Annotated in this window: 18 protein-coding genes; 17 read left to right on the plus strand and 1 reads right to left on the minus strand. The window is 63.0% G+C overall.

Going from position 1 to position 25,358, the window contains the following annotated elements:
• Positions 1-150: 150 nt before the first annotated feature.
• From V6766_RS21285 to V6766_RS21350, 14 genes are all read left to right on the plus strand, one after another.
• Complete coding sequence (locus V6766_RS21285; protein ID WP_448470008.1) at positions 151-2,265, plus strand: S9 family peptidase; 2,115 nt, start codon at positions 151-153, stop codon at positions 2,263-2,265.
• A 94-nt stretch (positions 2,266-2,359) separates the two neighbouring features.
• Entirely contained in the window at positions 2,360-3,625 is a 1,266-nt protein-coding gene (locus V6766_RS21290) for a DUF2254 domain-containing protein (protein WP_448469962.1), read from the plus strand.
• 142 nt (positions 3,626-3,767) lie between these two features.
• Entirely contained in the window at positions 3,768-6,098 is a 2,331-nt protein-coding gene (locus tag V6766_RS21295) for a glucose/quinate/shikimate family membrane-bound PQQ-dependent dehydrogenase (RefSeq protein WP_448469964.1), read from the plus strand.
• 231 nt (positions 6,099-6,329) lie between these two features.
• Positions 6,330-7,520, plus strand: a complete 1,191-nt coding sequence (locus V6766_RS21300) for a multidrug effflux MFS transporter (RefSeq protein ID WP_448469966.1) — start codon at positions 6,330-6,332, stop codon at positions 7,518-7,520.
• 145 nt (positions 7,521-7,665) lie between these two features.
• On the plus strand, positions 7,666-8,268 hold the full coding sequence (locus V6766_RS21305; protein ID WP_448469968.1) for a superoxide dismutase: 603 nt from the start codon (positions 7,666-7,668) through the stop codon (positions 8,266-8,268).
• A gap of 206 nt (positions 8,269-8,474) precedes the next feature.
• A complete protein-coding gene (locus V6766_RS21310; RefSeq protein WP_448469970.1) occupies positions 8,475-9,485 on the plus strand; it encodes a LacI family DNA-binding transcriptional regulator in 1,011 nt (336 codons plus the stop codon).
• A 63-nt stretch (positions 9,486-9,548) separates the two neighbouring features.
• On the plus strand, positions 9,549-10,787 hold the full coding sequence (locus V6766_RS21315; RefSeq protein WP_448469972.1) for an ABC transporter substrate-binding protein: 1,239 nt from the start codon (positions 9,549-9,551) through the stop codon (positions 10,785-10,787).
• A 99-nt stretch (positions 10,788-10,886) separates the two neighbouring features.
• Positions 10,887-11,810, plus strand: coding sequence for a carbohydrate ABC transporter permease (locus tag V6766_RS21320; RefSeq protein ID WP_018064984.1), 924 nt, complete (start codon positions 10,887-10,889; stop codon positions 11,808-11,810).
• Positions 11,807-12,670, plus strand: coding sequence for a carbohydrate ABC transporter permease (locus V6766_RS21325; RefSeq protein WP_448469975.1), 864 nt, complete (start codon positions 11,807-11,809; stop codon positions 12,668-12,670). Before V6766_RS21320 ends, V6766_RS21325 begins: the two co-directional genes overlap by 4 nt.
• Positions 12,671-12,696: 26 nt before the next feature.
• Positions 12,697-14,628 (plus strand): glycoside hydrolase family 127 protein, encoded by a 1,932-nt coding sequence (locus tag V6766_RS21330; RefSeq protein ID WP_448469977.1) that lies wholly within the window; start codon positions 12,697-12,699, stop codon positions 14,626-14,628.
• Position 14,629: 1 nt separating this feature from the next.
• The gene (locus V6766_RS21335; RefSeq protein ID WP_448469979.1) at positions 14,630-15,718 is read left to right on the plus strand and encodes an ABC transporter ATP-binding protein; all 1,089 of its coding nucleotides are present in this window, start codon (positions 14,630-14,632) and stop codon (positions 15,716-15,718) included.
• Between the two features lie 16 nt (positions 15,719-15,734).
• Entirely contained in the window at positions 15,735-16,772 is a 1,038-nt protein-coding gene (locus V6766_RS21340) for a 4-hydroxythreonine-4-phosphate dehydrogenase PdxA (RefSeq protein WP_448469981.1), read from the plus strand.
• A complete protein-coding gene (locus V6766_RS21345) occupies positions 16,769-17,671 on the plus strand; it encodes an SMP-30/gluconolactonase/LRE family protein (RefSeq protein WP_448469983.1) in 903 nt (300 codons plus the stop codon). The genes V6766_RS21340 and V6766_RS21345 overlap by 4 nt, the downstream gene beginning before the upstream one ends.
• Entirely contained in the window at positions 17,668-18,636 is a 969-nt protein-coding gene (locus tag V6766_RS21350; RefSeq protein WP_448469985.1) for a YncE family protein, read from the plus strand. The genes V6766_RS21345 and V6766_RS21350 overlap by 4 nt, the downstream gene beginning before the upstream one ends.
• A gap of 75 nt (positions 18,637-18,711) precedes the next feature.
• On the opposite strand, the gene V6766_RS21355 is transcribed toward V6766_RS21350, so the two are convergent.
• On the minus strand, positions 18,712-19,626 hold the full coding sequence (locus tag V6766_RS21355; protein ID WP_448469987.1) for a LysR substrate-binding domain-containing protein: 915 nt from the start codon (positions 19,624-19,626) through the stop codon (positions 18,712-18,714).
• A gap of 288 nt (positions 19,627-19,914) precedes the next feature.
• On the opposite strand from V6766_RS21355, the gene V6766_RS21360 reads away from it, so the two are divergent.
• The 3 genes from V6766_RS21360 to V6766_RS21370 all read left to right on the plus strand — a co-directional run bounded on the left by V6766_RS21360 (position 19,915) and on the right by V6766_RS21370 (position 25,278).
• Positions 19,915-20,709 (plus strand): alpha/beta hydrolase fold domain-containing protein, encoded by a 795-nt coding sequence (locus V6766_RS21360; protein ID WP_448469989.1) that lies wholly within the window; start codon positions 19,915-19,917, stop codon positions 20,707-20,709.
• Positions 20,710-20,760: 51 nt separating this feature from the next.
• Positions 20,761-21,960, plus strand: a complete 1,200-nt coding sequence (locus V6766_RS21365) for an efflux RND transporter periplasmic adaptor subunit (RefSeq protein WP_448469991.1) — start codon at positions 20,761-20,763, stop codon at positions 21,958-21,960.
• Positions 21,961-22,080: 120 nt separating this feature from the next.
• A complete protein-coding gene (locus V6766_RS21370; RefSeq protein WP_448469993.1) occupies positions 22,081-25,278 on the plus strand; it encodes an efflux RND transporter permease subunit in 3,198 nt (1,065 codons plus the stop codon).
• Positions 25,279-25,358: the final 80 nt, after the last annotated feature.

The following is a 25,358-nucleotide window of genomic DNA, read 5'->3' on the forward strand; positions in this document are numbered from 1 at the left end:
CAGCGCCTGCGGACAGTATCCGCTTTTCCGCAGATGCATTGCATATATCAGCACAGAGCAGCCGAATGCGGCAAGTCTGAGACCCGCGCTTGATGTCGTCCTCAAGCGCCCCTATCTTGCGCCGACATGAATGACCCGAAAGGCCTGCCCGTGACACCCTTCAAGACGCTGCCCGATGCTCCCAAGGCGATCAAAAAGCCCCTCGGCGATACCCGCCACGGCAAGACCCGCACGGATGACTATGCCTGGCTGAGGGCCGCCAACTGGCAGGCGATGTTCAAGGACCCGACAATCCTCGAAGCCGACATTCGCGCGCATCTGGAGGCCGAGAATGCCTATATGAAGGCCGCGATGGCCGACACCGAGGCGCTGCAGAAAAAACTGGTTACCGAAATGCGCGGCCGCATCAAGGAAGACGACAGTTCCGTTCCGATGAAGGAGGGTCCCTATGCCTACGGCACGGCGTTTCGCACCGGGGCCGAACAGCCCTATTTCTTCCGCATCCCGCGCGATGGCGAGGTCAATGACGAGAGCATCCGCGAGATCCTGCTTGATGGCGATCTGGAGGCCAGGGGCAAGGCCTATTTCGATCTCGGGGGCTTCGACCAGACCACGGATCACAGCCGCGCGATCTGGAGCTATGACGACAAGGGATCGGAGTTCTATACGCTGAAGGTTCGCGATCTCGAAACCGGCAAAGATATCGAGGACAGGATCGAAAATACCGGCGGCAGCGGCGTGTGGGCGCCCGACGGAAAGAGCTTCTTCTATACCGAAGTCGACGAGAACCACCGCCCCTCGAAGGTCTTCCATCACGTCATCGGCACGAAACAGGCCGACGACCGCCTGGTCTACGAGGAAAGCGATCCCGGTTTCTTCGTCGGCATCGCCGGCTCGCTGCTGGATGATTTCATCTACATCGACATCCACGATCACCAGACCTCCGAGGTCCGGATCATCCCGACCACAAACCTCGAAGCCGAGCCAGCGCTGGTGGCCGAACGCGAGACCATGGTGGAGTATGACGTCACCGAGGGCGGCGACGTCTTCTACATCCTGACCAATGACGGCGGGGCCAAGGATTTCAAGATCATGGAAGCGCCGGTCGCCGCGCCCGGCAAGGAAAACTGGAAGGAGGTCGTGCCGCATCAGGAGGGCCGGCTGATCCTCGCGCATACCGCATTCGCCCGCCATCTTGTCTGGCTGGAGCGTTTCGCGGGCCTGCCCCGCATCGTGATCCGCGACCGGGCGACCGGAGAGGAACACGCCATCGCCTTCGACGAGGAAGCCTATTCGCTCGGCCTGCAGGGCGCTGCCGAATACGACACGGACACGATCCGCTTCTCCTATTCCTCGATGACGACGCCGAGCCAGCTCTACGACTACAAAATGGCGACGCGCGAACGCACGCTATTGAAGACGCAGGAAGTGCCTTCCGGCCACAACCCGGACGACTATGTCACCCGCCGCATCCAGGCAAAGGCCGCCGATGGCGAACTGGTGCCGGTCAGCATCGTCTATCGCAAGGATACCCCGCTTGATGGCAGCGCCCCCTGCCTGCTCTATGGCTATGGCGCTTACGGCATTTCCATTCCCGCCTCGTTTTCCACCAATTGTCTGTCGCTGGTCGATCGCGGCTTCGTCTATGCCATCGCCCATATCCGCGGCGGCAAGGACAAGGGCTTTGCCTGGTATGAAAACGGCAAGATGGGCAACAAGAAGAACACCTTCACCGATTTCATCGCCGCCGCCGACGCGCTTGTGGCCGAGGGCTTCACCAGCCACGGGAACATCGTCGCCGAGGGCGGTTCGGCCGGCGGCATGCTGATGGGTGCCGTCGCCAACATGGCGCCGGAGAAATTCGCCGGCATCATCGCCGCCGTCCCGTTCGTCGATGTGCTGACCACGATGCTGGACGACACGCTGCCGCTGACCCCGCCGGAATGGAACGAATGGGGCAACCCGATCGCCTCCGAGGAGGCCTATGACTATATCGCCAGCTACAGCCCCTACGACAATGTGGAAGCAAAACCCTACCCGGCCATTCTGGCGCTCGCCGGCCTCACCGACCCCCGCGTGACCTACTGGGAGCCGGCGAAATGGGTGGCGAAGCTGCGTGAAGCGACCACCGGCACGGCGCCGATCCTGCTCAGAACCAATATGGACGCAGGCCATGCCGGCGCATCCGGCCGGTTCCAGCGGCTGGAGGAAAAGGCGCTGGAATATGCCTTCGCGCTGAAAGTTGCGGGCAAGGCGGAGCGCTGAGAGCCGGGCCGAGCTCCGCCCTGCCGCTGCCCCCGGGCGGAACCGACAGGCTCCGCCGCACGTTTCATGTCATGGCTGGAAGGGGCAGGGCTGAATGAAATTCGAGATGTCAAAGACCTGGTGGATGGTGCTCCAGGCGATGCGCCAGGTGTGGTTCGTCGCATCGCTCTATTGTGTCGCCGCCATCATGACAGCCCTGCTCGGCATCATGGCCGATCCCCTCATCCCCGATGACTTTCAGGACATTATCGGAAGCAGCGCGGTCAACAGCCTGCTGACCATCATCGCCACGAGCATGCTTTCCGTGCTGGTGTTCTCGCTGAACACGCTGGTGCAGGCCTCGACGGCGGCTGCCAGCAATGCCACGCCGCGCGCCGTCGGCACGCTGTTGCAGGACCGGATCGCCCAGTGGGCGCTTTCGACCTTCCTCGGCGCCTTCATTTTCAGCCTTGTCGGCCTGATCGCGCTTAACACCTCGCTCTATGGCGGCGGCGGCCGGCTGATCCTGTTCCTCGTCACCATCGTGGTCATCGTGCTGATCGTGGTGACGATGCTGCGCTGGATCAACTATCTCGGCCATCTCGGTCAGGTCACGAAAACGATCTCGCAGGTGGAATCGGCCTCCCGCCCCTCGATGGAGCATTATCGCCGCGCGCCCTATCTTCATGCCCGTCCGCAGGAAGGCCCCGTTCCCGACGGGCTTTCGATGATCGAGCATGACAAGATCGGCTATCTGCGGTTTATCGATGTCCCGGCGCTCGATGATATCGCGGACCGGCTCGAGGCGAATATCCACGTATTCGAGCGCCCCGGCGCCTTCGTGACGCCCGGCCGCCATATCGCCGGGATCGCGCTTCCCGACGGCAGCGCGATCGACGATGAAACCCGTGAGGCCCTGCGCGGCGCCTTCACTATTGGCAATGCCCGCAGCTACGACCAGGACCCGCTCTATGGCCTGACGGTGCTTTCCCAGATCGCCATGCGGGCTCTCTCTCCCGGCATCAACGACCCAGGCACGGCGATCGACGTGATCGGCAATATCGTGCGCATCATGGCCTCAGGCAAAAAGGCCGAAGCGGAAGTGTATCACGGCCGCGTCTTCATCCCGGCGATCGAGACCGACGATTTCTTCGACGCGGCCTTTACCGGCATTTCCCGGGACGGAGCGGACAAGGTTGAGGTGGGAATGCGGCTGCAGCACGCATTCGAATCCCTGTCGCTGCTTCCTTTTGTCGGTTACGGCGAATGCGCGCGGGATTATTCGGCCCAGGCGCTGGAACGCGCGCGGAAGATGCTCGATTTCGACAACGATATCAAACGCCTGGAAGCCTCCGCCCGAAAGGGCCGCCTGTCGCCCTGATCCCTGGCGTTACTCCGTCAGGAACAATCCGCCGCACGCGTCGTTATGCTTCCAAGGACGCCCCGACCCTGGGGCCGTCTGTCCATGTCCGCGGATGTGCCGGAGCCATCCGCAGGCGACGCGCGTCTACGGGGCTTTTTCAATGATTATTTTCACGACATTCATCTTTGCAGCCATCGGCCTGTTTCTCGGCGGCGGCGGCATCTGGCTGATCCTGCTCGGCGGCAGTTGGTTTTATCTCATTGCGGGCGCCGCATTTCTGGCGACCGCCTTTTTCGTGTTTACCCGCTCGGCGCTTGCCTATTGGGTCTATGCGGCGACTATCCTGGTGACGCTCATCTGGGCGTTGCTGGAGGTCGGCTTCGACTGGTGGCAGCTTGGCGCGCGCGGCGGCCTCGTGGTGCTGCTCGGCCTTTGGCTGCTTCTGCCCTGGGTGCGCCGACCGATCCTGCGCGACGATTATGGCTTTCCCGAAAAGACCAAACCCGCCCGCGCCGGCCCGTGGCCACTGGCGGCAGCGGTTCTCGTTTCGATGGTGGTCGCGGTCATCTCGCTGTTCACCGAACCGCATGCGATCGAGGGATCTCTGCCCGGCGCCCGCAGCGCCAGCGCCGAGACGGCCGATGCCGTTCCCGACGGCGAATGGCATGGCTACGGCCGCACCGAAAGGGGCCAGCGCTGGTCGCCGCTCGACCAGATCACCCCCGAAAATGTCGGCGACCTGGAGCTTGCCTGGCAGATCCAGACCGGCGACATGAAGGGGCCGAACGACGTTGTCGAGACCACCTATGAAAATACCCCGCTGATGGTCGAAGACACGCTCTATGTCTGCACCCCGCATAGCTGGGCGATGGCGTTTGACGCGAAGACCGGCGAGGAGAAATGGAAGTTTGACCCGAAGGTTCCGGTCGATGGCAACCGCCAGCACCAGACCTGCCGCGGCGTGACCTATTACGACGACCCGGACATTGCCGAAGGCGAACGCTGCAAGACCCGCGTCTACCTGCCGACCTCCGATGCCCGCCTGATTGCGCTGAACGCGGAAGACGGCACGATCTGCGAGGATTTCGCCGACAACGGCACGCTGCAGCTTCAGAGAAACATGCCCTACAAGACACAGGGCTACTACTACTCGACATCGCCGCCGCTGGCGATAAACGGCAAGATTGTGGTCGGCGGCTCGGTCAACGACAATTACTCGACCGACAGCCCGTCCGGCGTGATCCGCGCCTATGACATCGACACCGGCGAGCTGCTGTGGAACTTCGATACCGGCAATCCAGACCAAACCGAACCGCTTGGCCCGGACGAAACCTATACCAAGAACTCGCCAAACAGCTGGTCGGTGATGTCCGGCGACAGCGATCTCGGCCTGATCTACGCCCCGATCGGCAACCGCACGCCGGACCAGATCGGTCTCAACCGCTCGCCTGCGGTCGAGAAATACTCGTCTTCCGTTGTGGCTCTCGATGCCGAGACCGGCGAGCCAGTCTGGAATTTCCAGGGCGTTCACCATGACCTCTGGGACATGGACGTCCCGGCACAGCCGGCCCTTCTCGACCTGACGATTAACGGCGAGACCGTGCCGGCGCTGGTACAGGCGACCAAGCAGGGCGAAGTCTTCGTGCTGAACCGCGAAACGGGCGAGCCGATCCTCCCCGTGAAAGAGGTGCCGGCGCCCCAGGAAGGCGGGCTCGAAGGCGAAAACCTGTCGCCGACCCAACCTGTTTCGACGCTTTCCTTCAACCCGCCGAAGCTTGAGGGCAAGGACATGTGGGGCGCGAGCCTGCTCGACCAGCTCGTCTGCCGCATCAAGCTGAAGCAGTATAATTACGAGGGCCGCTACACGCCGCCTTCCGTTGATGGCACGATCGTCTATCCCGGCAATTTCGGCACGCTCAACTGGGGCTCGGTCGCCGTCGATCCGGAACGTCAGGTGATGTTCGCCATGCCGGTCTACATGGCCTACACCTCGACGCTGGTGCCGAAATCAAAGCCCGGCGTACCGACCCAGGGCATCAACTCCAATAACGGCGCCGACTATGCCGTTGCCTTCACCACGCTCCTCGGCCCGCTCGGCGTGCCCTGCCAGGCCCCGCCATGGGGTTATGTCGCGGGCGCGGATCTCACGACCGGCGAGATCGTGTGGAAGCACAAGAACGGCACGATCCAGGACATGACGCCGCTGCCGCTCAAGATCAAGATGGGCGTTCCCGGCATTGGCGGCCCGATCATGACCAGAGGCGGCGTCGCCTTCCTCGGCGCGACCATGGACAACTATATCCGCGGTTATGACGTCACCACCGGCGAGCAGCTCTGGGAATCCCGGCTGCCGGCCGGCGGTCAGGCGACTCCGATGACCTACGAGACATCGGACGGCACTCAATACGTGCTGATCGTCGCCGGCGGCCACGGCTCGGTCGGCACCGAGACGGGCGACTATATCCTCGCCTACAAGCTGCCGGAGAGCTGAATCCGGGCGAACCCGGAGAGACGAGAAGGTGCTCTTCGGGACCCGTTTTCACAGTGTCACAGGGGATCACGCAAACCGAAGTGATGATTATTGACTTTCATCACCATCTCGGTTCTAATGCTTTTTGAACCCGCCAGCCCGCCATGGCCTCATCGGCCTTGCCTTTTTGCGGATGACTGGTCCCGCAGTTCTTCAAAAGTCATATCAATGAAACACGTGAATACTCTGACCATGTCGGTCGGACTCGGCGCGATCACAGCGCTCGCTCCGCTTGCGACCGACATGTATCTGCCCGCCCTGCCCGACATCGCGCGCAACCTTCATGCCAGCGACGGCGCGGTCTCCTATTCGACGATGACTTTCTTCGCCGGCTTCACCATCGGCCAGCTTTTCTATGGCCCAATCTCCGATCGCGTCGGGCGTAAGCCCGTGGTCTATTTCGCCCTCGGCCTCTTCATTCTGGGTTCGCTCGGCACAATGCTCAGCCAGTCAGTCGAAACGATGCTCATCTGGCGGTTTATTCAGGGCCTTGGAGGATCGGTGGGCATGGTCACCTCGATGGCGATGGTCCGTGACCTTTACACCGGCGAACTTGCGGCCAAGCTGCTGGCAATTATCATGATGATTACCGGACTGGCACCGATTGTCGCCCCGATGCTCGGCAGTGTGATCATGCTGGTTGCGGGATGGCGCATCATGTTTGCTTTCTTCGCCGTCTTCGGTCTTGCAAGCCTCGCCTATATGCGCTTCATCTTGCCTGAAACGCGCATGTATGAATTGCGACGGCACAGCCGGCCAGGCCATGCAATCGTCCATTACGCGCGGCTTCTGACCAGCAAGCACTTCATCCCGTTCGCCGGCACGCTGGCACTCGCCCAAGGTGGTTTTTTCGCCTATGTCGGCGGTTCATCTGCGGTTTTCATCAACCTCAAGGGCCTTTCACCACAGATGTTCTCGATCGCCTTCGGCGCCAATGCGATCGGCATGGCGATCGGAGCCCAGGGAGGCGCGCGTCTGATCGGCGCGTTCGGCGCGCGCACTGTCGCGCGCATCGCGGCCACGGCCTATGCGCTTTCGCTGATCGCGTTGCTGGTCATTGAACTGACGATCGGCGCTGACCTTTGGTTGGTGATGATTCTTCTGTTCATTGCAATGGCAGCCATGGGTGCGATCCTGACCAACTGCAACATGCTGGCGATGGAAGCCCACGGCCAGATTGCTGGCGTTGCGGCGGCCCTTGCCGGCGCTCTGGGCTTCGGCCTGGGCGCCGTCGGCTCCGGTCTTGTCAGCGCCCTTGCGGATGGAACGTCGATCCCGCTCTTCGCCGTAATGGCCGGGTTTGCGACACTGTCGGCACTCGTCGCCCTGACCAGTTTTGGCAGGCAAGAACTTCACCCGATACCGCATCCCCAACATCATTAACCGATGAAACGCGCGCGGCGGGTCCTTTTTTCCCAACGGGCCCGCCGGTATTTTGACAAATTGCAGGTTGCCGATCACGGTCATCGCGCCTATGTAATGAGCAAGCGCCAATCGCAAAGTTAGGCTGCCAAAAGGAGTATTGAAGATGGCTTTTGAACTTCCTGAACTGCCCTATGCATATGATGCGCTCGCCCCCTACATGTCGGCCGAGACGCTCGAATACCACCACGACAAGCACCACAACACCTATGTGACCACCGGCAACAAGCTGGCGGAAGAAGCGGGTCTCGGTGGTCTTTCCGTCGAGGATGTCATGGTCAAGGCCTATGGCTCCAACCAGCCGCTCTTCAACAATGCCGCCCAGCACTTCAACCACATGCATTTCTGGAAGTGGATGAAGAAGGACGGCGGCGGCACCAAGCTGCCGGGCGCGCTCGAAAGCGCGATTTCCTCCGATCTCGGCGGCTACGCCAAGTTCAAGGCCGATTTCATCGCCGCCGGCGTTGGCCAGTTCGGCTCCGGCTGGGCCTGGGTCGCCGTCAAGGATGGCAAGCTCGAGATCATGAAGACGCCGAACGGCGAAAATCCGGTGGTTCACGGCGCCAAGCCGATCCTCGGCGTCGACGTGTGGGAGCATTCCTACTATATCGACTACCGCAATGCCCGCCCGAAATATCTGGAAGCCTTCGTCGACAATCTCATCAACTGGGACTATGTCGCCGAACTCTACGAAGGCGCCACCAAGTAAGGCAAACGCCTTTCGACTGATCATGAAGCCCGGCCCGAGAGCCGGGCTTTTTCGTGCTGTGCGCCACCTGCTTTCGCGCCGACCGCTTGCAACCACTCCCGTGACCAGATTCCGAAAATCTAGCAATATGCGTGGGAAACCCTTTTCCCACGCATGTTTCTTTGATATACAAACATGAGAAACCGGTTTCCCAGGGAGGGGATGGCGTGACGGATGCGAATGTTGGCGGGCGTGTTACGATTTACGACGTGGCCTCGAAGGCCGGCGTCAGCACCGCCACGGCTTCCAAGGCGCTCAACGACACCGGCCGCATGGCGGCGGAGACCCGGGCCCGGATCAGGCGCGTTGCGGAAGAACTGGGGTTCCGTCCCAACGCGCTGGCGCGCAGCCTCACCAGCAAGCGCAGCTTCACCGTCGGGCTTCTGACGGACGACACCTATGGCCGCTTCACCCTGCCGGTCATGGCAGGGGTATCGGAAGGGCTGATCGACCAGGGCGTTTCGGTGTTTCTCTGCTCGGTCGGGGGTGATCCCACTCTTGCCCGCATCCATCTCGATGCGATGCTCGACAAGCAGGTCGACGGGATCATCGCCACCGGCAAGCGCGTCGATCGGCCGCTTCCCGTTGATCTCTCGGCGGTGCCGGTCCCCGTCATCTACGTGTTGACCGAGGGTCCCGCTGAGGCAATCACCCTTGTGCCGGATGAACGGCAGGGCGCGGGCGAGGCGGTGCGTCATCTGATAGAGCGCGGCTGCCGGCGTATCGCCCATATCACCGGCCCCCAACATTTTCTGGTCGTGCGCGAACGCGCGCTTTCCTATCGACAGACACTGGAGGCCGCTGGCCTGAAAGAGCCCGCGGCCGACGTCCTTTACGGCACATGGTCGGAGCATTGGGGGCATGAGGCCGTCGCGCGGCTCTGGAGCTTCGATGAACGGCCGGACGGCATTTTCTGCGGCAATGACCAGATCGCGCGCGGGGTGATGGACGCCCTTCGCGAGCGCGGCGTGGCCATACCGCACGACGTGGCCGTGGTGGGGTTCGACAATTGGGAGATTGTCGCCGAGGAGACCCGCCCCCCGCTTACCACGATCGATATGAACTTGAAGGAGCTTGGACGCCAGGCCGGGCTCACGCTCGTGCGTCTGGTCAATGGCGAGGAGATTGAGAAGGGGCTTTTGCAGCTGCCATGCAAACTGGTCGTGCGCAGCTCCTGAGCCTTTCGAAAGCGTGCGAAGGGGCCGGCACGGAACACGGCCCCATATCGGAGGAGGATAGAAATGAAACCCGTTAAAATCGCGGCGCTGACGGCGCTCGCCCTCGCCATGACGCCCTTCGGCGCTTCCGCCGAAACCTACAGCATGTGGGCGCGCAACAGCAGCGAAGCCTTCATGCCGGACCTGATCGAGGCCTTCAACGCCTCGCATGAGGACCAGATCGAGCTGCAGATCGTGCCAAGCACGGAAATGGTGCAGAAATATGCCGTGGCGGCCGCGGGCGGCTCGGCTCCGGACTTCGTGTCGCTGGACCTCGTCTATACGCCGGCTTTCGCCAAGGCCGGACAGCTCGCGGACCTGACCGAACTGGCCGAGAGCCTTCCCTATTTCGATCAGTTGTCGAAGGCCCATGTCGAGGCCGGCACCTATGACGGCAAGATCTACGGCGTGCCGATGTCGGCCGATGTCTCGGTGCTGTTGTGGAACAAGCGGTTGTTCCGCGAGGCCGGGCTCGATCCCGAAAAGGCGCCGACCAACTGGGCCGAAATCGAGGATTATGCCGGCAAGGTCAATGCGCTCGGCGACGATACCTACGGCTTCTATTTCGCCGGCGCATGCGGCGGCTGCAATGCCTTCACCTTCATGCCACTGATCTGGGCATCGGGCGGCGACATTCTGGTCGATGACGGCAAGCGCGCCACCATCGGCACGCCGCAGATGCATGATGCGATCAACTTCTATCGCGACCTGGTCGCCAAGGGCTATGTGCCGGAAAGCGCGAAGACGGATACGGGCACCAATTTCTTCGGCGGCTTCGCGGCGGACAATGTCGGCATTTCGCCCATCGGCGCGTTTGCCATCGGCAACCTCGTCAAGAACTACCCGGATGTCGAATTCGGCGTGGCTCCCCTGCCGGGCAAGGATGGCGGCGTGTCCTCTTTCGGCGGCGGCGACAATTTCGTCGTCACGGCGGGTCGCGACACGCTCGGCGCGGCAAAGGAGTTCCTGGACTTCGCCTATTCGGCCGAGGGACAGACGCTGCTTGCCCGCCTGGGCAGCCTGCCGACGCGCGCCGATGTGGCCCAGGAGGCGCTTTCCGGCCTTGATGATCGTTACCTGACGGCGGTCGAAGCGATGGAAACCGCGCGCACGCCGTCTTCGCCGGTCTACAACGACATCATCAATTCCAAGACGGGACCGTGGAAGCAGATGCTTGGCGAAGCCTTCTTCGGCGACGATGTCGACGGTTCCCTGAAGCGGGCGCAGGACACGATGCAGTCGATCCTCGACGCGTCCAACTGATCGCGCTTTCGCCGGGCGCCTGACGGGGCGTCCGTCTACTTCCCGGGCGCCATTGACGGCGCTCCGGGCCCTTTTCCCACGACCCATGGAACAGGCGCCATGCCAGAAACGCAATTCACAACAGCGACGCCGCGCAGGCCGCGCCGGGGACGAGTGCGGCGCAAGCAGCTTGTCGGACTTCTGTTCGTCGCGCCGGCGGTTGCGCTGGTCACGGTTTTCTTCGTCATCCCTCTCTGCATGACCTTCTGGATGTCGCTTCACAACTGGCCGCTCATGGGCGCGCCGCGCTTCATCGGGCTCGGCAATTATGCCCAGATGCTGCATGACAGCCAGTTCTGGAGCTCTCTCCGCTTCACCGTGTTCTACACGCTCATCGTCACGGTCGTGCTTTTCGCGGTTGCCTTCCCGCTGGCGATCTTCGTTGAAAAGCCGGATGCGATGACCAGGTTCTACCGCACGGCCTATTTCCTGCCTTACGTCGTCGGCTTCGGTTCGGCCAGCCTGCTCTGGGTGTGGCTGATGAATGTCGACTCCGGCCTGTTCTCGCAACTCGCATGGCGGCTGGGCCTCACCGAAAAGCCGGTCAACCTGCTGGCGAGTTTCGACACCACCTTCATCTCGATCATCGTCATGGTGGTGTGGAAGACCGTGGGCTTCAACATGATCATCTTGCTCACCGGCCTGCAGGGGATTTCGACCGAGGTGCAGGAGGCCGCCCGCGTGGACGGCGCGTCCTCCTGGCAGCGCTTCCGCCGCATCACGCTTCCGCTGATGCGGCGGACGATCGCGCTCGCCCTGATCCTGTCGGTCTCGGGTTCGATGCTCGCCTTCGACCAGTTCTACATCATCTCGGACGGCGGACCGCAGAACCAGACGATCACCACCGTGTTCTGGATCTTCAGCCAGTCCTTCATGTCGTTCCATCTGGGCTACGGTTCGGCGCTGTCGATGGTGCTTCTGCTGATCCTGGTCACCATCAGCGTGATCCAGCTCAGGCTTCTGCGCAATCCGGAGGGGATGTGATGAGCCGCCGCAAGATGAAACTACGTCGCCAGCGGTTCCAGATGACCGGACGCAACATGATTGGCCTGTTTCTCGCCTTCCTGTTCCTGGCGCCGCTCGCCTGGAGCCTGATGGTGAGCTTCAAGACATCGGCGGAATCGCGAAAGCCGCCCTTGCCGCCATGGCCGACGACCGGCTTCAGCACCCAGAGCTACCAGAACCTCTCCGATTTCGGCAGCGGCATCTGGACCTATACCGGCAACAGCCTCACCGTGTCGCTGGCGACTGTGGTGCTGTCGGTGGTGGTGAGCCTTCTGGCCGGCTACGGCTTCTCCCGCTTCCACTTCCCGTTCAAGAACGCGCTGTTCGTGCTGATCATCGCCACGATCATGATCCCGTTCCAGTCGGTTCTGACGCCGCTATTCGTCATCCTGTCGAAACTCGGCCTGCAGAACACGCTGACCGGTATCGTCTGCGTCTACGTCACGCTGCAGATGCCGTTTTCGATCTTCATGATGCGCAACGCCTTCGACGCCGTGCCGAAGGAAATCGAGGATGCGGCCCGCGTCGACGGCGCCTCGGTCATCAAGGTGCTCTACCGGATCATGCTGCCGCTGGTGCTGCCCGGCGTGGCGACGGTCGCGATCTTCGCCTTCCTCGCCTCGTGGAACGAGTTTCTGGCCGCCCTCATCCTTCTGACCGACCAGCAGAAATACACCCTGCCGGTGCTGATGGTCGCGGTTCGCGAGGGGCAGTACGGCACGATCGACTGGGGCGCGGTCCAGGCGGGCGTGACGCTGATGATGGTGCCATGCCTCGTCGTCTTCCTGCTTTTGCAGCGCTACTACATCCGCGGCCTGACCGCGGGCGCCGTCAAGTGAATATCCAGATCAAAAAGGACTGACCCATGACTTCCTTCGACCTTCCCGCCATCAGCGGCTTCCGCCCTCCCGCGCTTCCCGATGTCGATGTCCAGGGCTTCTGGGGGGATCGCATCGATGCCGTCGCGCACAGGACGGCGATGATCCTCTATGATCGCTGCGTTGCTGCCGGCATGCTCGAGCAGATCAATCCCGATATTCCGGTTCCCCCGCTGCGGCTGCCCTTCCACACCCGGGGCGATGGCACGCCGGACACCGTCAATGTCCAGATGTTCTGGGATTCCGACGTCGCCAAGGTCATCGAGACAGCGGCCTACGCGCTCTACCGCACGCCCAACCCCGATCTCGAGGCGAAGACCGACGAGATCATCGCGATGTTCTGCAAGCTGCAGCAGCCGGATGGCTATCTCAATTCCTGGTTCATCCGCATGCGCCCGGGCGAGGGCTGGACCAATCTGCGCGATTGCCATGAGCTCTATTGCGCCGGGCACCTGATGGAGGCCGCCGTCGCCTACTTCCAGGCGACCGGCAAGCGTGCGCTGCTTGACGCGATGTGCCGCTATGCCGACCACATCGGCTCCGTCTTCGGCCCCGGCCCGGACCAGAAGCCCGGCTATTGCGGCCACGAGGAAATCGAGCTGGCGCTGGTCCGTCTCGGCCGCGTCACCGGCGAACAGCGCTATCTCGACCTCGCGCGCTTCTTCATCGATGCCCGCGGCCAGAAGCCGCATTACTTCGATATCGAGGCGGCCGCCCGCAACGAGGATCCGAAGCGTTTTCGCCACGACACCTATGAATACAACCAGTCGCACCTGCCGGTGCGCGAGCAGACCAAGGTGACGGGACATGCGGTGCGGGCGATGTATCTCTATTCCGGCATGGCCGATGTCGCCACCGAATTCGGCGACGACAGTCTCACGGATGCGCTGAAGATTCTCTGGGAGGATCTGACGGAAAAGCAGATGTATGTGACCGGCGGCATCGGCCCGGCGGCAAGCAATGAGGGCTTCACCGACTATTACGACCTGCCGAACGAGAGCGCCTATGCCGAGACCTGCGCTGCCGTCGGCCTCGCCATGTGGGCGAGCCGCATGCTCGGCCGCGGCCCGGACGGCCGCTTCGCCGACGTTCTGGAGCAGGCGCTCTACAACGGCGCGCTCTCCGGCCTTTCCCTCGACGGCTCGACCTTCTTCTACGACAATCCGCTGGAAAGCCGGGGCGGCCATCATCGCTGGACCTGGCACCGCTGCCCGTGCTGCCCGCCGAATATCGCCCGTACGGTCGCCTCGATCGGCACCTACATGTATGGCGTCGCCGCCGACGAGATCGCCGTCCATCTCTACAATGAAAGCACCGCCCGACTGACGGTGTCGGGCGGTCTCGTCACAGTGGAACAGAAGACCTCCTATCCGTGGGATGGGCACATCGATATCACGCTCGGCCTCGAAAAGCCGCTCACCTTCCGCCTGGCGCTGAGGGTGCCCGGCTGGTGCGACGGCGCATCGCTGGCGATCAACGGCGAGACCGTCGAATGCGAGATAGAACGCGGCTACATGCGCATCGAGCGCGAATGGCAGCCGGGCGATGCGGTGACGCTCGACCTGCCGATGCAGCCCTATGCGCTGCATGCCAACCCGGCCGTGCGGGCGGACCTCGGTCGCGCCGCGCTGGCGCGGGGCCCGCTGATCTACTGCGTCGAGGAAACCGACAATGCCGCCGGCCTTCACGAACTGGTCGTCGACGATACGATTGCGACGGCGAGCACAAGCGTGCTGAGCGCTCTGAAGGGCGGTGTCGCCATCGACGTTCCGGCTCACCGCGAAGACTGGCAGGGACGCGGCAACCGGCTTTACGACCGGCAGGCGCCCGGACGGCGTCCGGTAACCGCACGCTTCGTCCCCTATCACCTCTGGGATAACCGGGAGCCCGGCGAGATGCTCGTCTGGGTCAGAACGTGAGATGAGCACATTATCTGAGGAAAAGGCCGATATCACGCTTCGCGGCGTGCGCAAGAGCTTCGGCGCGGTCGATGTCATTCACGGCCTCGATCTCGCCATCAAGGGCGGCGAGTTCGTGGTCTTCGTCGGCCCGTCGGGCTGCGGCAAGTCTACGCTGCTGCGGATGATCGCGGGGCTGGAGGATGTCACCGACGGTGACATTCTCATCGCCGGACGCGACGTCACCGACCTCGATCCCTCGAAGCGCGGCATCGCCATGGTGTTCCAGTCCTATGCGCTCTATCCGCATATGAGCGTACGCCAGAACCTCGCCTTCGGCCTCGAAATCGCCAGGACGCCGCAGGCCGAAATCGAACGTCAGGTCGAAGCGGCCGCCGAAATCCTGAAGATCGGCCCGCTGCTCGACCGGCGGCCGGGCCAGCTTTCGGGTGGACAGCGGCAGCGGGTCGCGATCGGACGGGCGATCGTGCGCAAACCGCTCGCCTTCCTGTTCGACGAGCCGTTGTCCAATCTCGATGCCGAGCTCCGGGTCAGCATGCGCATCGAGATCGCAAGGCTGCATCGCGAACTCGGCAACACCATGATCTATGTCACCCATGACCAGACCGAGGCCATGACGCTTGCCGACCGGATCGTCGTGCTACGCGACGGCAGGATCGAGCAGGTCGGCACGCCGCGCGAAGTCTACGAGGATCCGAACAACCTGTTCGTCGCCGGCTTCATCGGCTCGCCGAGGATGAATATCATCGACGCGACCGCCGGTCCGGCGGGAAGCCTTTCCGTCGGCGGCCAGACGATTGTCGTCGATCCGCCCGCCGAAGCGATGACCCCAAACACGCCGGTCAGATTCGGTATCCGCCCGGAACACCTGGCGATCGGTGAAAACAGCGGTTCTTCATTTGAAGCCACGGTGGATTTCGCCGAATATCTCGGCGGCACGCGTTATCTTTACTGCCGTCTGCCGGACGGACAGGACCTCACCGTCGAGCAGCGCGAGGGAGAGGATCACGCTTCCGGAGAGCGGATATGGCTGACATGCCAGAAGGGCTGCATGCGGATGTTCTCGCCGGACGGCGAACGGTTGCGGTGAAGGGGGAGACAGCGACATGGATGCTGAGCTGCAGGGTGGAAAACGCCCGCTGATCGCGCTCGCGATGGGCGATCCGGCAGGAATCAGCCCCGAACTCACCGCCCGGCTCGCGGCTTCAGAACGCGTGCGGGATGCCGCGCGGCTGATCGTCATCGGCGACCGGCGGGTGCTTGAGGCGGGCGCGGCCGTCGCGGGGCTTGCCGCCGCCATCCCCGAAATCGCGGTCGAGGAGATCGGGAATGCGGTGACCGGGCCAACGCTGATCGATCTCGGCAATCTCGATCCGGCGGACATCACGCCAGGCGAGGCTAGCCTTGCCGGCGGGCGGTTCGCGGTCGAAAACTTCGCGCTGGCGCTGAGTCTTGCCGAGGCTGGCAGGGTGGATGGGGTCTGCTACACGCCGTTCAACAAGAAGGCGATGCGCTTTGCCCATCCGGGCTATGACGACGAAAGCCGCTTCATCGCCGAACGGCTTCATCTTGATGATGGCGGCGTTCGTGAGTTCAACGTGCTCGAGCGGATATGGAATGCCCGCGTCACCTCGCACATTCCACTGAAGGACGTCGCCGCGGTGCTGAGCGAAGAGGTAATCCTGCACGAAATAGCCAGAACGGAAAGCTGCCTCAGACTGGCCGGTGTTGAAAAGCCCCGGATGCTGGTTGCCGGCCTGAATCCGCATGCCGGCGATGGCGGCAGCTTCGGCATGGAGGAAATCGAGATCATCGCCCCGGCCGTCGAGGCGGCGCGGGCGCGCGGCCACGATGTCGACGGCCCGTTTCCCGCCGATACCGTCTTCGTCAAGGCGCTGAAGGAAGGCCATCACGCGGTGCTGACCATGTATCACGATCAGGGACAGATCGCGATGAAGCTGATGGATTTCGATCGGGGCGTCACCATGCTTGGCGGACTTTCATTTCCGGTCTGTACGCCGGCCCACGGGACTGCCTACGATATTGCAGGCCGGGGAATCGCCAATCCGCTCGCCGGCGAGGAGGCGGTGTTGCTGGCCGCCCGCATGGCTGCATCGGCAGCGACGGAGAGGAGACCGCAATGAGCGACGTGATTATCGAGCATCCCCGCATGGCCGATCTGGTCGCGCCGGATGCCAGGCTTGAGAAACTGTGGTCCGGAGCGACATGGAGCGAAGGTCCGGTCTGGTGGGAAGACGGCGGCGTCACGTGGAGCGACATACCCAACAACCGGATGCTGCGTTGGCATCCCGAAGAGGGCGGCACAGTATTCCGCGAGCCGTCCAGGCACACCAATGGCCATACGCGCGACCGCGAGGGGCGGCTCGTCTCCTGCGAGCACTCCGGCCGCGCGGTCAGCCGCACGGAGGCCGACGGCACGGTGGTGACGCTGGTCGACCGCTACCAGGGCAAGCGGCTGAACTCGCCGAACGACGTCGTGGTCAAGTCCGACGGCACCATCTGGTTCACGGATCCGCCCTACGGCATCCTCTCCGACTATGAGGGCGTCAAGGCGGATAGTGAAATCGGCGCCTGCTATGTTTATCGTCTCGACCCGGACACCGGCGAACTCACCGTGGTCGCCGACGATTTCGACAGGCCGAACGGTCTTGCCTTCTCGGTGGACGAGAGCCTGCTCTACATTTCCGATACGGGACGTTCCGATGCGCCCGACGGGCCGCCGCATATCCGCTGCTTCGAGGTGGAAGATGGGAGACGGCTGAAGAACGGCAGGATCTTCGCCGAGGTTTCGCCCGGCGCTCCGGATGGCTTCCGGCTCGATGTCCACGGCAATATCTTCACATCCGCTCATGACGGCATCCAGGTCTTCACACCCGGGGGCGAGCGGCTGGGGAAGATCCTGGTGCCGGAGATCGTCGCGAACTGCACCTTCGGCGGGCCTGGGAAAAACAGGCTGTTCATCACCGCCTCGACATCGCTCTACACCATCGACGTCCTGACCAGGGGGCTGCCGGGCCGATGAGCGAAGCAGATGCCGGCGCGCTGGTTATCGTCGAAAAGAGCAGTCACTGCCTGAGCTTCTACGACCGGCGGACGACCGAGCGCCTCGACAGTATCGACCTGCCCCGCTACTCGCACGAACTCGTGGTATCCGCCGATCGGGCATTCGCCTTCGTCGGTCACTACGGGTTGCGCACATCCGCCGACCATGGCGATGGCGGAAGTTCCGTCACCGTGGTCGATCTTGCCGCGCGCAGGATCGTCCGGACGCTGGACTGCCGGCCCTGGCGCCGGATTCACGGCATTGCGCTCGATGGCCAGGGCCGGCTGCTGGCGCTCAGTGAGGGCGACGATATCCTGATGACCTTCGACGACCCTCTGTCGCAGGACGCGCCGTCGCGGGCCGTGCCGAGCGGCGGGCTGAAAGGCCACCTTTTCCGGGTCGGCGCCGATGGCGAAACAGCCTATTGCTGCAACCTCCTGAGCCATACCGTGACGAAGGTCGCGCCGCGCGACGCTTCCGTCGCGCCCGTGGCGGTGACGCCGGGCGAAAAGCCCGAAGGCATATGGCTCGATGCCGGAGGCGACACGCTCTATGTCACGAACCGCCTCTCCGACACGCTCGTCGCCATCGAAACCGCCTCGATGCGCATTACGCGGGAGATGAAGACGCGCAGCGATCCGCTGCGCGTCTACGGCCTTGCCGGAAATCGGCTTCTGCTTTTGAACTGCGGCGACAAAAGCATTTCGGTGGTCGACGCGGAAGTCATGGGCGAGCTTGGCTGCCTGCCCCTCGGCAGCATTCCGCTCGCGGCCCATATCACCGACGATACGGCCTTCGTTTCGCTCGCCGACGATCGCTGCGTCGAAATCGACCTTGCCGGGCTTTCGGTCCTGAAGACCTTTGCCACGCAATCGGAGCCGGATTGCTGCTTTCTGCTGGATGCCGAAAACGACGCGGGTTCTGAAAAGGGCCCGTTCCGCTAACGATGATGCGGCGTGCACCGGGCCCCCTGCGCCCATCCACATAGCGATGTCGCCCGGCTACCTCGCAAGCGGAATTCAGGGGAGCGCGTCCAGCTTTCTTTCGGTGAGCAGTTGCACCAGCCAGTCCACGAATACCCGCACCTTGTTGCTCAGGTGTCGGTTCGGCGGATAGACGATGTAGAGCGGAATGGGGTCTATCTGCCAGTCCGGGAGAACCCGGAGCAGTTCTCCCCTGGCAAGCGGCTCGGCAGCCATGAATAGCGGCAATGGCGCAACGCCAAGCCCGGCCAGGGCGGCCGACAGGAAGCTGCGGGCGTCATTGACAGCCAAGATATGGCGGGCATTGATCTCCAGGGCTTCGTCATCCTTGCGGAAATCGAAGGCCACGGCACGATTGTTCAGCGCGGTGAAGTAGCTGACGCATTGATGGTCCGTTTCCAGCTCGGAGGGATGCTTCGGCGTGCCGTGCTTTTCGATATAGCCGGGAGCCGCGCAGATGATCAATGAGACTTCCGCGACGCGCCGCGCGATCAAAGACTGGTCGGTCGGCACGCCGCCGCGCAGCGCGCAATCCACGTTTTCGGCAAGGTAGTCGACGGTCCGGTCGCCAACGCCCATGTCGATATGGATTTCCGGAAATCTGCGATGGAAATCGCCAAGCGCCGGAATGACGATCCAGTCGGCGAAGGCGCCCGCCATTTCAACCCGCAGGCGTCCGCTCGGCAGGGTGTAGGACGCAGCAAGGCTGGTGTCGAGTTCGTCGATTTCGGCGATGATCCGGTTTGCGCGCTCGTAATAGAGAGCGCCGTCGGTCGTCACCACGACGCGGCGTGTGGTGCGGTTCAGAAGCTTGGTGTGCAGGTGCGCCTCCAACCCCTGGATGAGGTTGGTCAACGTCGCCTTCGGCAGGTTGAGCGCCTCCGATGCGCGCGTGAAATTGCCCGTCTCCACAACCCTGACGAAGGCGCGCATGGCGGAAAGCTGGTCCATGTGATCTCGCTTTGTGCGGTGCGTTATTATTCGAAATTTCGAACAGTGTTCTCATGATATGGCGCTTGTTCGGATTTTTGAATAAATTAAATTGTTTTTCGAGAAGTGCAGCGCGGACGACCGTCGACAAGGTGTGCTGGATGACGTGCGGGGACGTGAGAAACCGATATCCGGAAATCTGTCGGGCGATCGCCATGGCGAAGCGTGATTTGTCGTTTACAATGCCAGACCGAGGAAGGCGTCATCAGGGCGCACCCCAACTGTCTCTGTCTGGAATGGAAAAGATCAATGACTGTCGAGATCAAGGACATGTCTCTGGATAACGTTGCCGTCGGCCGTGTCGAGGTCCGTGTCTATCAGGGCGCCGAATACGCCAAGGGGCCGCCCGTGCTGATCTATTTCCAGGGCGGCGCGTTTCATCATACCGGTCTCACGCCCTGTCCGATGGCGGAGTGCCTGGCTGGACAGGGGGCGATCGTGGTGGTTCCGGATTACAATGTCCAGGGCTCGGTTTTTCCGAAGCCGCTGGAGGTCGGTTTCTCCATTTTCTCCTACATGGCGAAGAAACGGGCCGGTTTCGGCGACCGAAAATCGCTGCTCATCATCGGCGGCGAGGAAGCCGGCGGCAATCTCGCCACCGCCGTTGCGTTGAAGGCGCGGGACCATTTCGCAAACGAGCTCGACGGCCAGGTGCTCGCCTCCCCGCTTCTCGATCCCTTCATGGGCTCATCGTCTTCGCGCAATGCCGCCTGTATCGGCATGCGGGAACGCTGGGCCGAAGGCTGGAGCCACTATATGAGCGGCGGCATGTGCCATCCCTATGCGGCGCCTTCGCTTTGCTCGCGGCTGGCCGGCATGGCGCCCGCTCTCGTCCTGTCGTCCGAGGACGATCCGCTGCTCGATGAAACGATGTCATATGCCGGGCGGCTGGAAGCCGCAGGCGTTAAAGTTCAAAAGCACATTCTTTCCGCCGGATCGGGCTGGCCGTCCGTCTATGGCGGGAAAACCGGGGAGCCGCCGAACTGGCAGGAAAAGGTTGGCGGTCAGTTCGCTGCATTCGTTCGCGATATCTCCATTCACTGATTCAACAGGAAAATGAACTGAGCGGCCCTCCCAGCCGCAAGGAGTAACAACATGAAGACGACTTTGAAACGCTGGGCCCTGGCGGGCACCGGCCTGGGCCTGGCTGCGTCCATTTCAGCGGCCGTATTCTATTTCGAACTGCCGGTCGGCCTTGTTGCGAACGCGACGGAGGAGGCAAGCGCACCGGCCGCGCCGCCGCCGGCGACGCCGGTCACGGTCACCGAGGTGCAAAGCCGCGCGGTGACGATATGGCAGGAATTTTCCGGACGGCTGGAGGCCGTCGACCGGGTCGAGGTCCATCCGCGCGTCGGCGGCGCGATCCAGTCGGTGGAATTCCGCGAGGGGGCGCTGGTCAAGGCCGGCGATCTCCTGTTCACCCTCGATCCCGCCCCCTATGAGGCGGCCGTCGCCCAGGCCGCGGGACAGGTCGCCTCGGCACAGGCCAAGGTCGATCTCGCCAAGCTGCAGCTCGATCGCGGCCGCAGGCTGGCCGACAACCGCACGATCTCCGAAAGCGAGATGGACCAGCGCAGCAATGCCGTCGCCGAGGCCGACGCCGCGCTGAAGACGGCTCAGGCCGCGTTGCAATCAGCCCAGCTCGAACTCGATTATACCAGGGTCAAGGCCCCGGTTTCCGGCCGGGTCGGCAGGGTCGAGATCACGGCGGGCAATCTCGTCTCCGCCGGAACCGCCTCGCCGGCATTGACGACGCTGGTCTCGGCCGATCCCATCTATGTGAGCTTCAACGCCAGCGAGGAGGTCGTCGCGCGGATCCTTTCCGAATTGCCGACGGACGGTGCGCTTCCGGCGATCGACCAGATCCCCGTCGAGATCGGCACGCTGCTGGACAAGGGCACGCCGATCAAGGGCAAGGTCCAGCTCATCGGCAACGAAGTGGATGCCGCGAGCGGAACGATCGCCGTGCGCGCGGTGATCGACAACCCCGACGGGCGGCTGATCCCCGGGCAGTTCGTGCGCATCCGCATGGGAGAGCCCCGGCCGGAAGACAAGATCCTGGTGAGCGAGCGCGCGATCGGAACCGACCAGGACAAGAAATTCGTCTTCGTTGTCGGCGCCGACAACACGGTCGCCTATCGTCCGGTGGAACTGGGGCGCAGCAATGGCGGCGAGCGGATCATCGAAAGCGGCCTTGCCGATGGCGACCGGGTGGTCGTGAACGGTCTGCAGCACATCCGCTCCGGTGCGCTGGTCGCCCCGCAGAGCGAAAGCCCGCTGGCCGCCGCGCAATGACATGACAGGCGGTGCGGCAACGCCCCGCCGCACTATCCGAAAAACACAGGACCGCCGCAGAGCCCGCCTCTTCGGCAGCGGGTTGTTTTGTCCGAAATTTCCCTTGAACCGGACCTTCAAATGAACATTTCCAGATTTTTCATCGACCGACCGGTGTTTGCAGGCGTGCTGTCGATCCTGATCGTGCTTGCCGGCCTGATCGGCATGCGCATGCTGCCGATCGCAGAATATCCGAATGTCGTGCCGCCATCGATCGTGGTGCGCGCTGTCTATCCCGGCGCCAATCCTGTGGTCATCGCCGAGACCGTGGCGACGCCGCTCGAAGAGCAGATCAACGGCGTCGAGGACATGCTCTACATGAACAGCCAGGCGACCTCGGACGGCGTGCTCACGCTCACCGTCACCTTCAAGCTCGGCACCGACCCGGACAAGGCCCAGCAGTTGGTCCAGAACCGGGTGTCACAGGCGACGCCCCGGCTGCCGGAGGAAGTGCGCGCGATCGGTGTCACCACCGTCAAGAGTTCGCCGGACTTCATCATGGTGGTCAACCTGATCTCGACCACGGATCGCTACGACATCACCTATCTGCGCAATTATGCGACGCTTAACGTCAAGGACCGTCTCGCGCGCATTGAAGGCGTCGGCCAGGTGCAGGTTTTCGGCGCGGGCGACTATTCCATGCGGGTCTGGATCGATCCGCAGAAGGCGGCGGAACACGGGCTTGCCGCCAGCGACATCACCAATGCCATCCGCGAGCAGAACACCCAGGCCGCCGCCGGCATTATCGGCGCGTCGCCGGCGCCCGAAGGCGTCGACATGCAGTTCAATGTCAATGCCCAGGGCCGGCTGAGCACGCCGGAGGAATTCGGCGAGATCATCGTCAAGTCGGGCGCGGGCGGCGAGATTACACGGTTGAGGGACGTGGCGCGCATCGAGATGGGCGCCGACGACTATACGCTGCGCTCGCTCCTCGACGGCCAGCCGGCCGTCGCCATCGCCGTGCTGCAGGCGCCGGGCTCGAACGCCATCGAGATTGCCGACAATGTTCACGCCACAATGGAGGAGTTGCAGCTCGCCATGCCGGACGGGGTCCAGTACGAGATCGTCTACGACACCACCGAGTTCGTGCGATCCTCCATCGAGAAGGTGGTCGACACGCTGCTCGAGGCGATCGCCCTCGTCGTGCTCGTGGTCATCCTGTTCCTGCAGACCTGGCGGGCCTCGATCATTCCGCTGCTTGCCGTCCCGGTCTCGATCATCGGCACTTTCGCGGTCATGTACGCCTTCGGCTTCTCGGTGAACGCGCTGACGCTGTTCGGGCTGGTGCTCGCCATCGGCATCGTCGTCGATGATGCGATCGTCGTCGTCGAAAACGTCGAGCGCAATATCGAAAACGGCCTGACCCCGCGCGAGGCGACCTACCGCGCCATGCGGGAAGTGTCCGGGCCGATCATCGCCATCGCGCTGGTGCTGGTGGCAGTGTTCGTCCCGCTCGCCTTCATCAGCGGCCTTTCGGGCCAGTTCTATCGCCAGTTCGCGCTGACCATCGCGATCTCGACGGTGATCTCCGCGATCAACTCTCTGACGTTGTCGCCGGCACTCGCCGCTCTGCTGCTGAAAGGACATGATGCGCCTAAGGACTGGCTGACGCGGGTCATGGACCGCCTGTTCGGCTGGTTCTTCCGGGGCTTCAACCGCGGCTTCGGCGCCGCGTCCAACGGCTACAGCCGCAGCGTCGGCGGGCTCTTGTCACGCAAATCGCTGGTGATGATCGTCTATCTGGGGCTGATCGGCGCGACCTATGCGGTGTTCAACGCGGTTCCGGGCGGCTTCGTGCCGGCGCAGGACAAGCAGTATCTGATCGGCTTCGCGCAATTGCCGGACGGCGCCAGCCTTGATCGGACCGAGGACGTGATCAAGCGGATGAGCGACATCGCGCTGGAACAGCCGGGCGTATCTCACGCCATCGCCTTTCCGGGCCTGTCGATCAACGGTTTCACCATCGGCTCCAATTCGGGCATCGTGTTCGCCGTTCTCGACGACTTTCATGAGCGCGAGAGCCCGGAGCTTTCCGGCGGCGCGATCGCGATGCAGCTGAACCAGAAGTTCGCCGGCATCCAGGATGCGTTCATCGCCATGTTCCCGCCGCCGCCGGTCAACGGCCTCGGCTCGACGGGCGGTTTCAAGATGCAGATCGAGGATCGGGCCGGGCTCGGTTACCAGGCGCTCGACGGGGCCACCAAGGCGTTCCTCGCCAAGGCCTACCAGACGCCGGAGCTGGCCGGACTTTTCTCCAGCTTCCAGATCAACGTGCCGCAGCTCTATGCCGATCTCGACCGCGCCAAGGCGGAGCAACTCGGGGTTTCGGTCAGCGATGTGTTCGAGACGCTGCAGATCTATCTCGGTTCGCTCTACGTCAACGACTTCAACGCCTTCGGCCGCACCTACAGCGTCCGGGTGCAGGCCGATTCCGCCTTCCGGGCGGAGCCGGAGGATATTGGCCAGTTGAAGGTGCGCTCGCGCTCCGGCCAGATGATCCCGCTTTCCGCGCTTCTGCGGGTGGACAGCACCACGGGCCCGGAACGGACCACGCGCTATAACGGCTTCCTCTCCGCCGATATCAACGGCGGCCCGGCGCCGGGCTTCTCGTCAGGGCAGGCGCAGGCGGCCGTCGAGCGCATCGCCGACGAGACGCTGCCGGTCGGCATCGATTTCGAATGGACCGATCTGACCTATCAGCAGATCCTCGCCGGCAATTCGAGCGTGGTCGTCTTCCCGCTCGCGCTGCTCTTGGTCTATCTGGTGCTGGCGGCGCAATATGAAAGCCTGACGCTGCCGATCGCGATCATCATGATCGTGCCAATGGGCGTGCTCGCAGCCCTTGCCGGGGTCTGGTATACCGGCGGCGACAACAACATCTTCACCCAGATCGGGCTGGTGGTGCTTGTCGGGCTATCGGCCAAGAATGCGATCCTGATCGTGGAATTCGCCCGCGAGCTGGAATTCGAGGGTCGAAGCCCTGTGCAGGCGGCGATCGAGGCGAGCAGGCTGCGCCTCAGGCCGATCCTGATGACCTCGATGGCCTTCATCATGGGTGTCGTGCCGCTGGTGCTGTCGACCGGGGCGGGTGCAGAGATGCGCGCCGCCATGGGGCTTGCCGTGTTCTGCGGCATGATCGGCGTCACCTTCTTCGGCATCTTCATGACGCCGGTCTTCTATGTGCTGCTGCGCAAGCTCGCCGGCGAGCGGCCGCTGAGGCAGCACATCGCGGTCCCCGCGGATGACGAACCGGTCGCGCAGCATGCACCCGCCGAATAGAACGAGTGCGCCCCGAAAGGGGCGTACTCGGTCCGCCGACAAGCCTTTCCCCCTGTCCGGTTTTGCCGCATAAGGAGCGG

This window comes from Martelella sp. AMO21009, assembly GCF_053484295.1.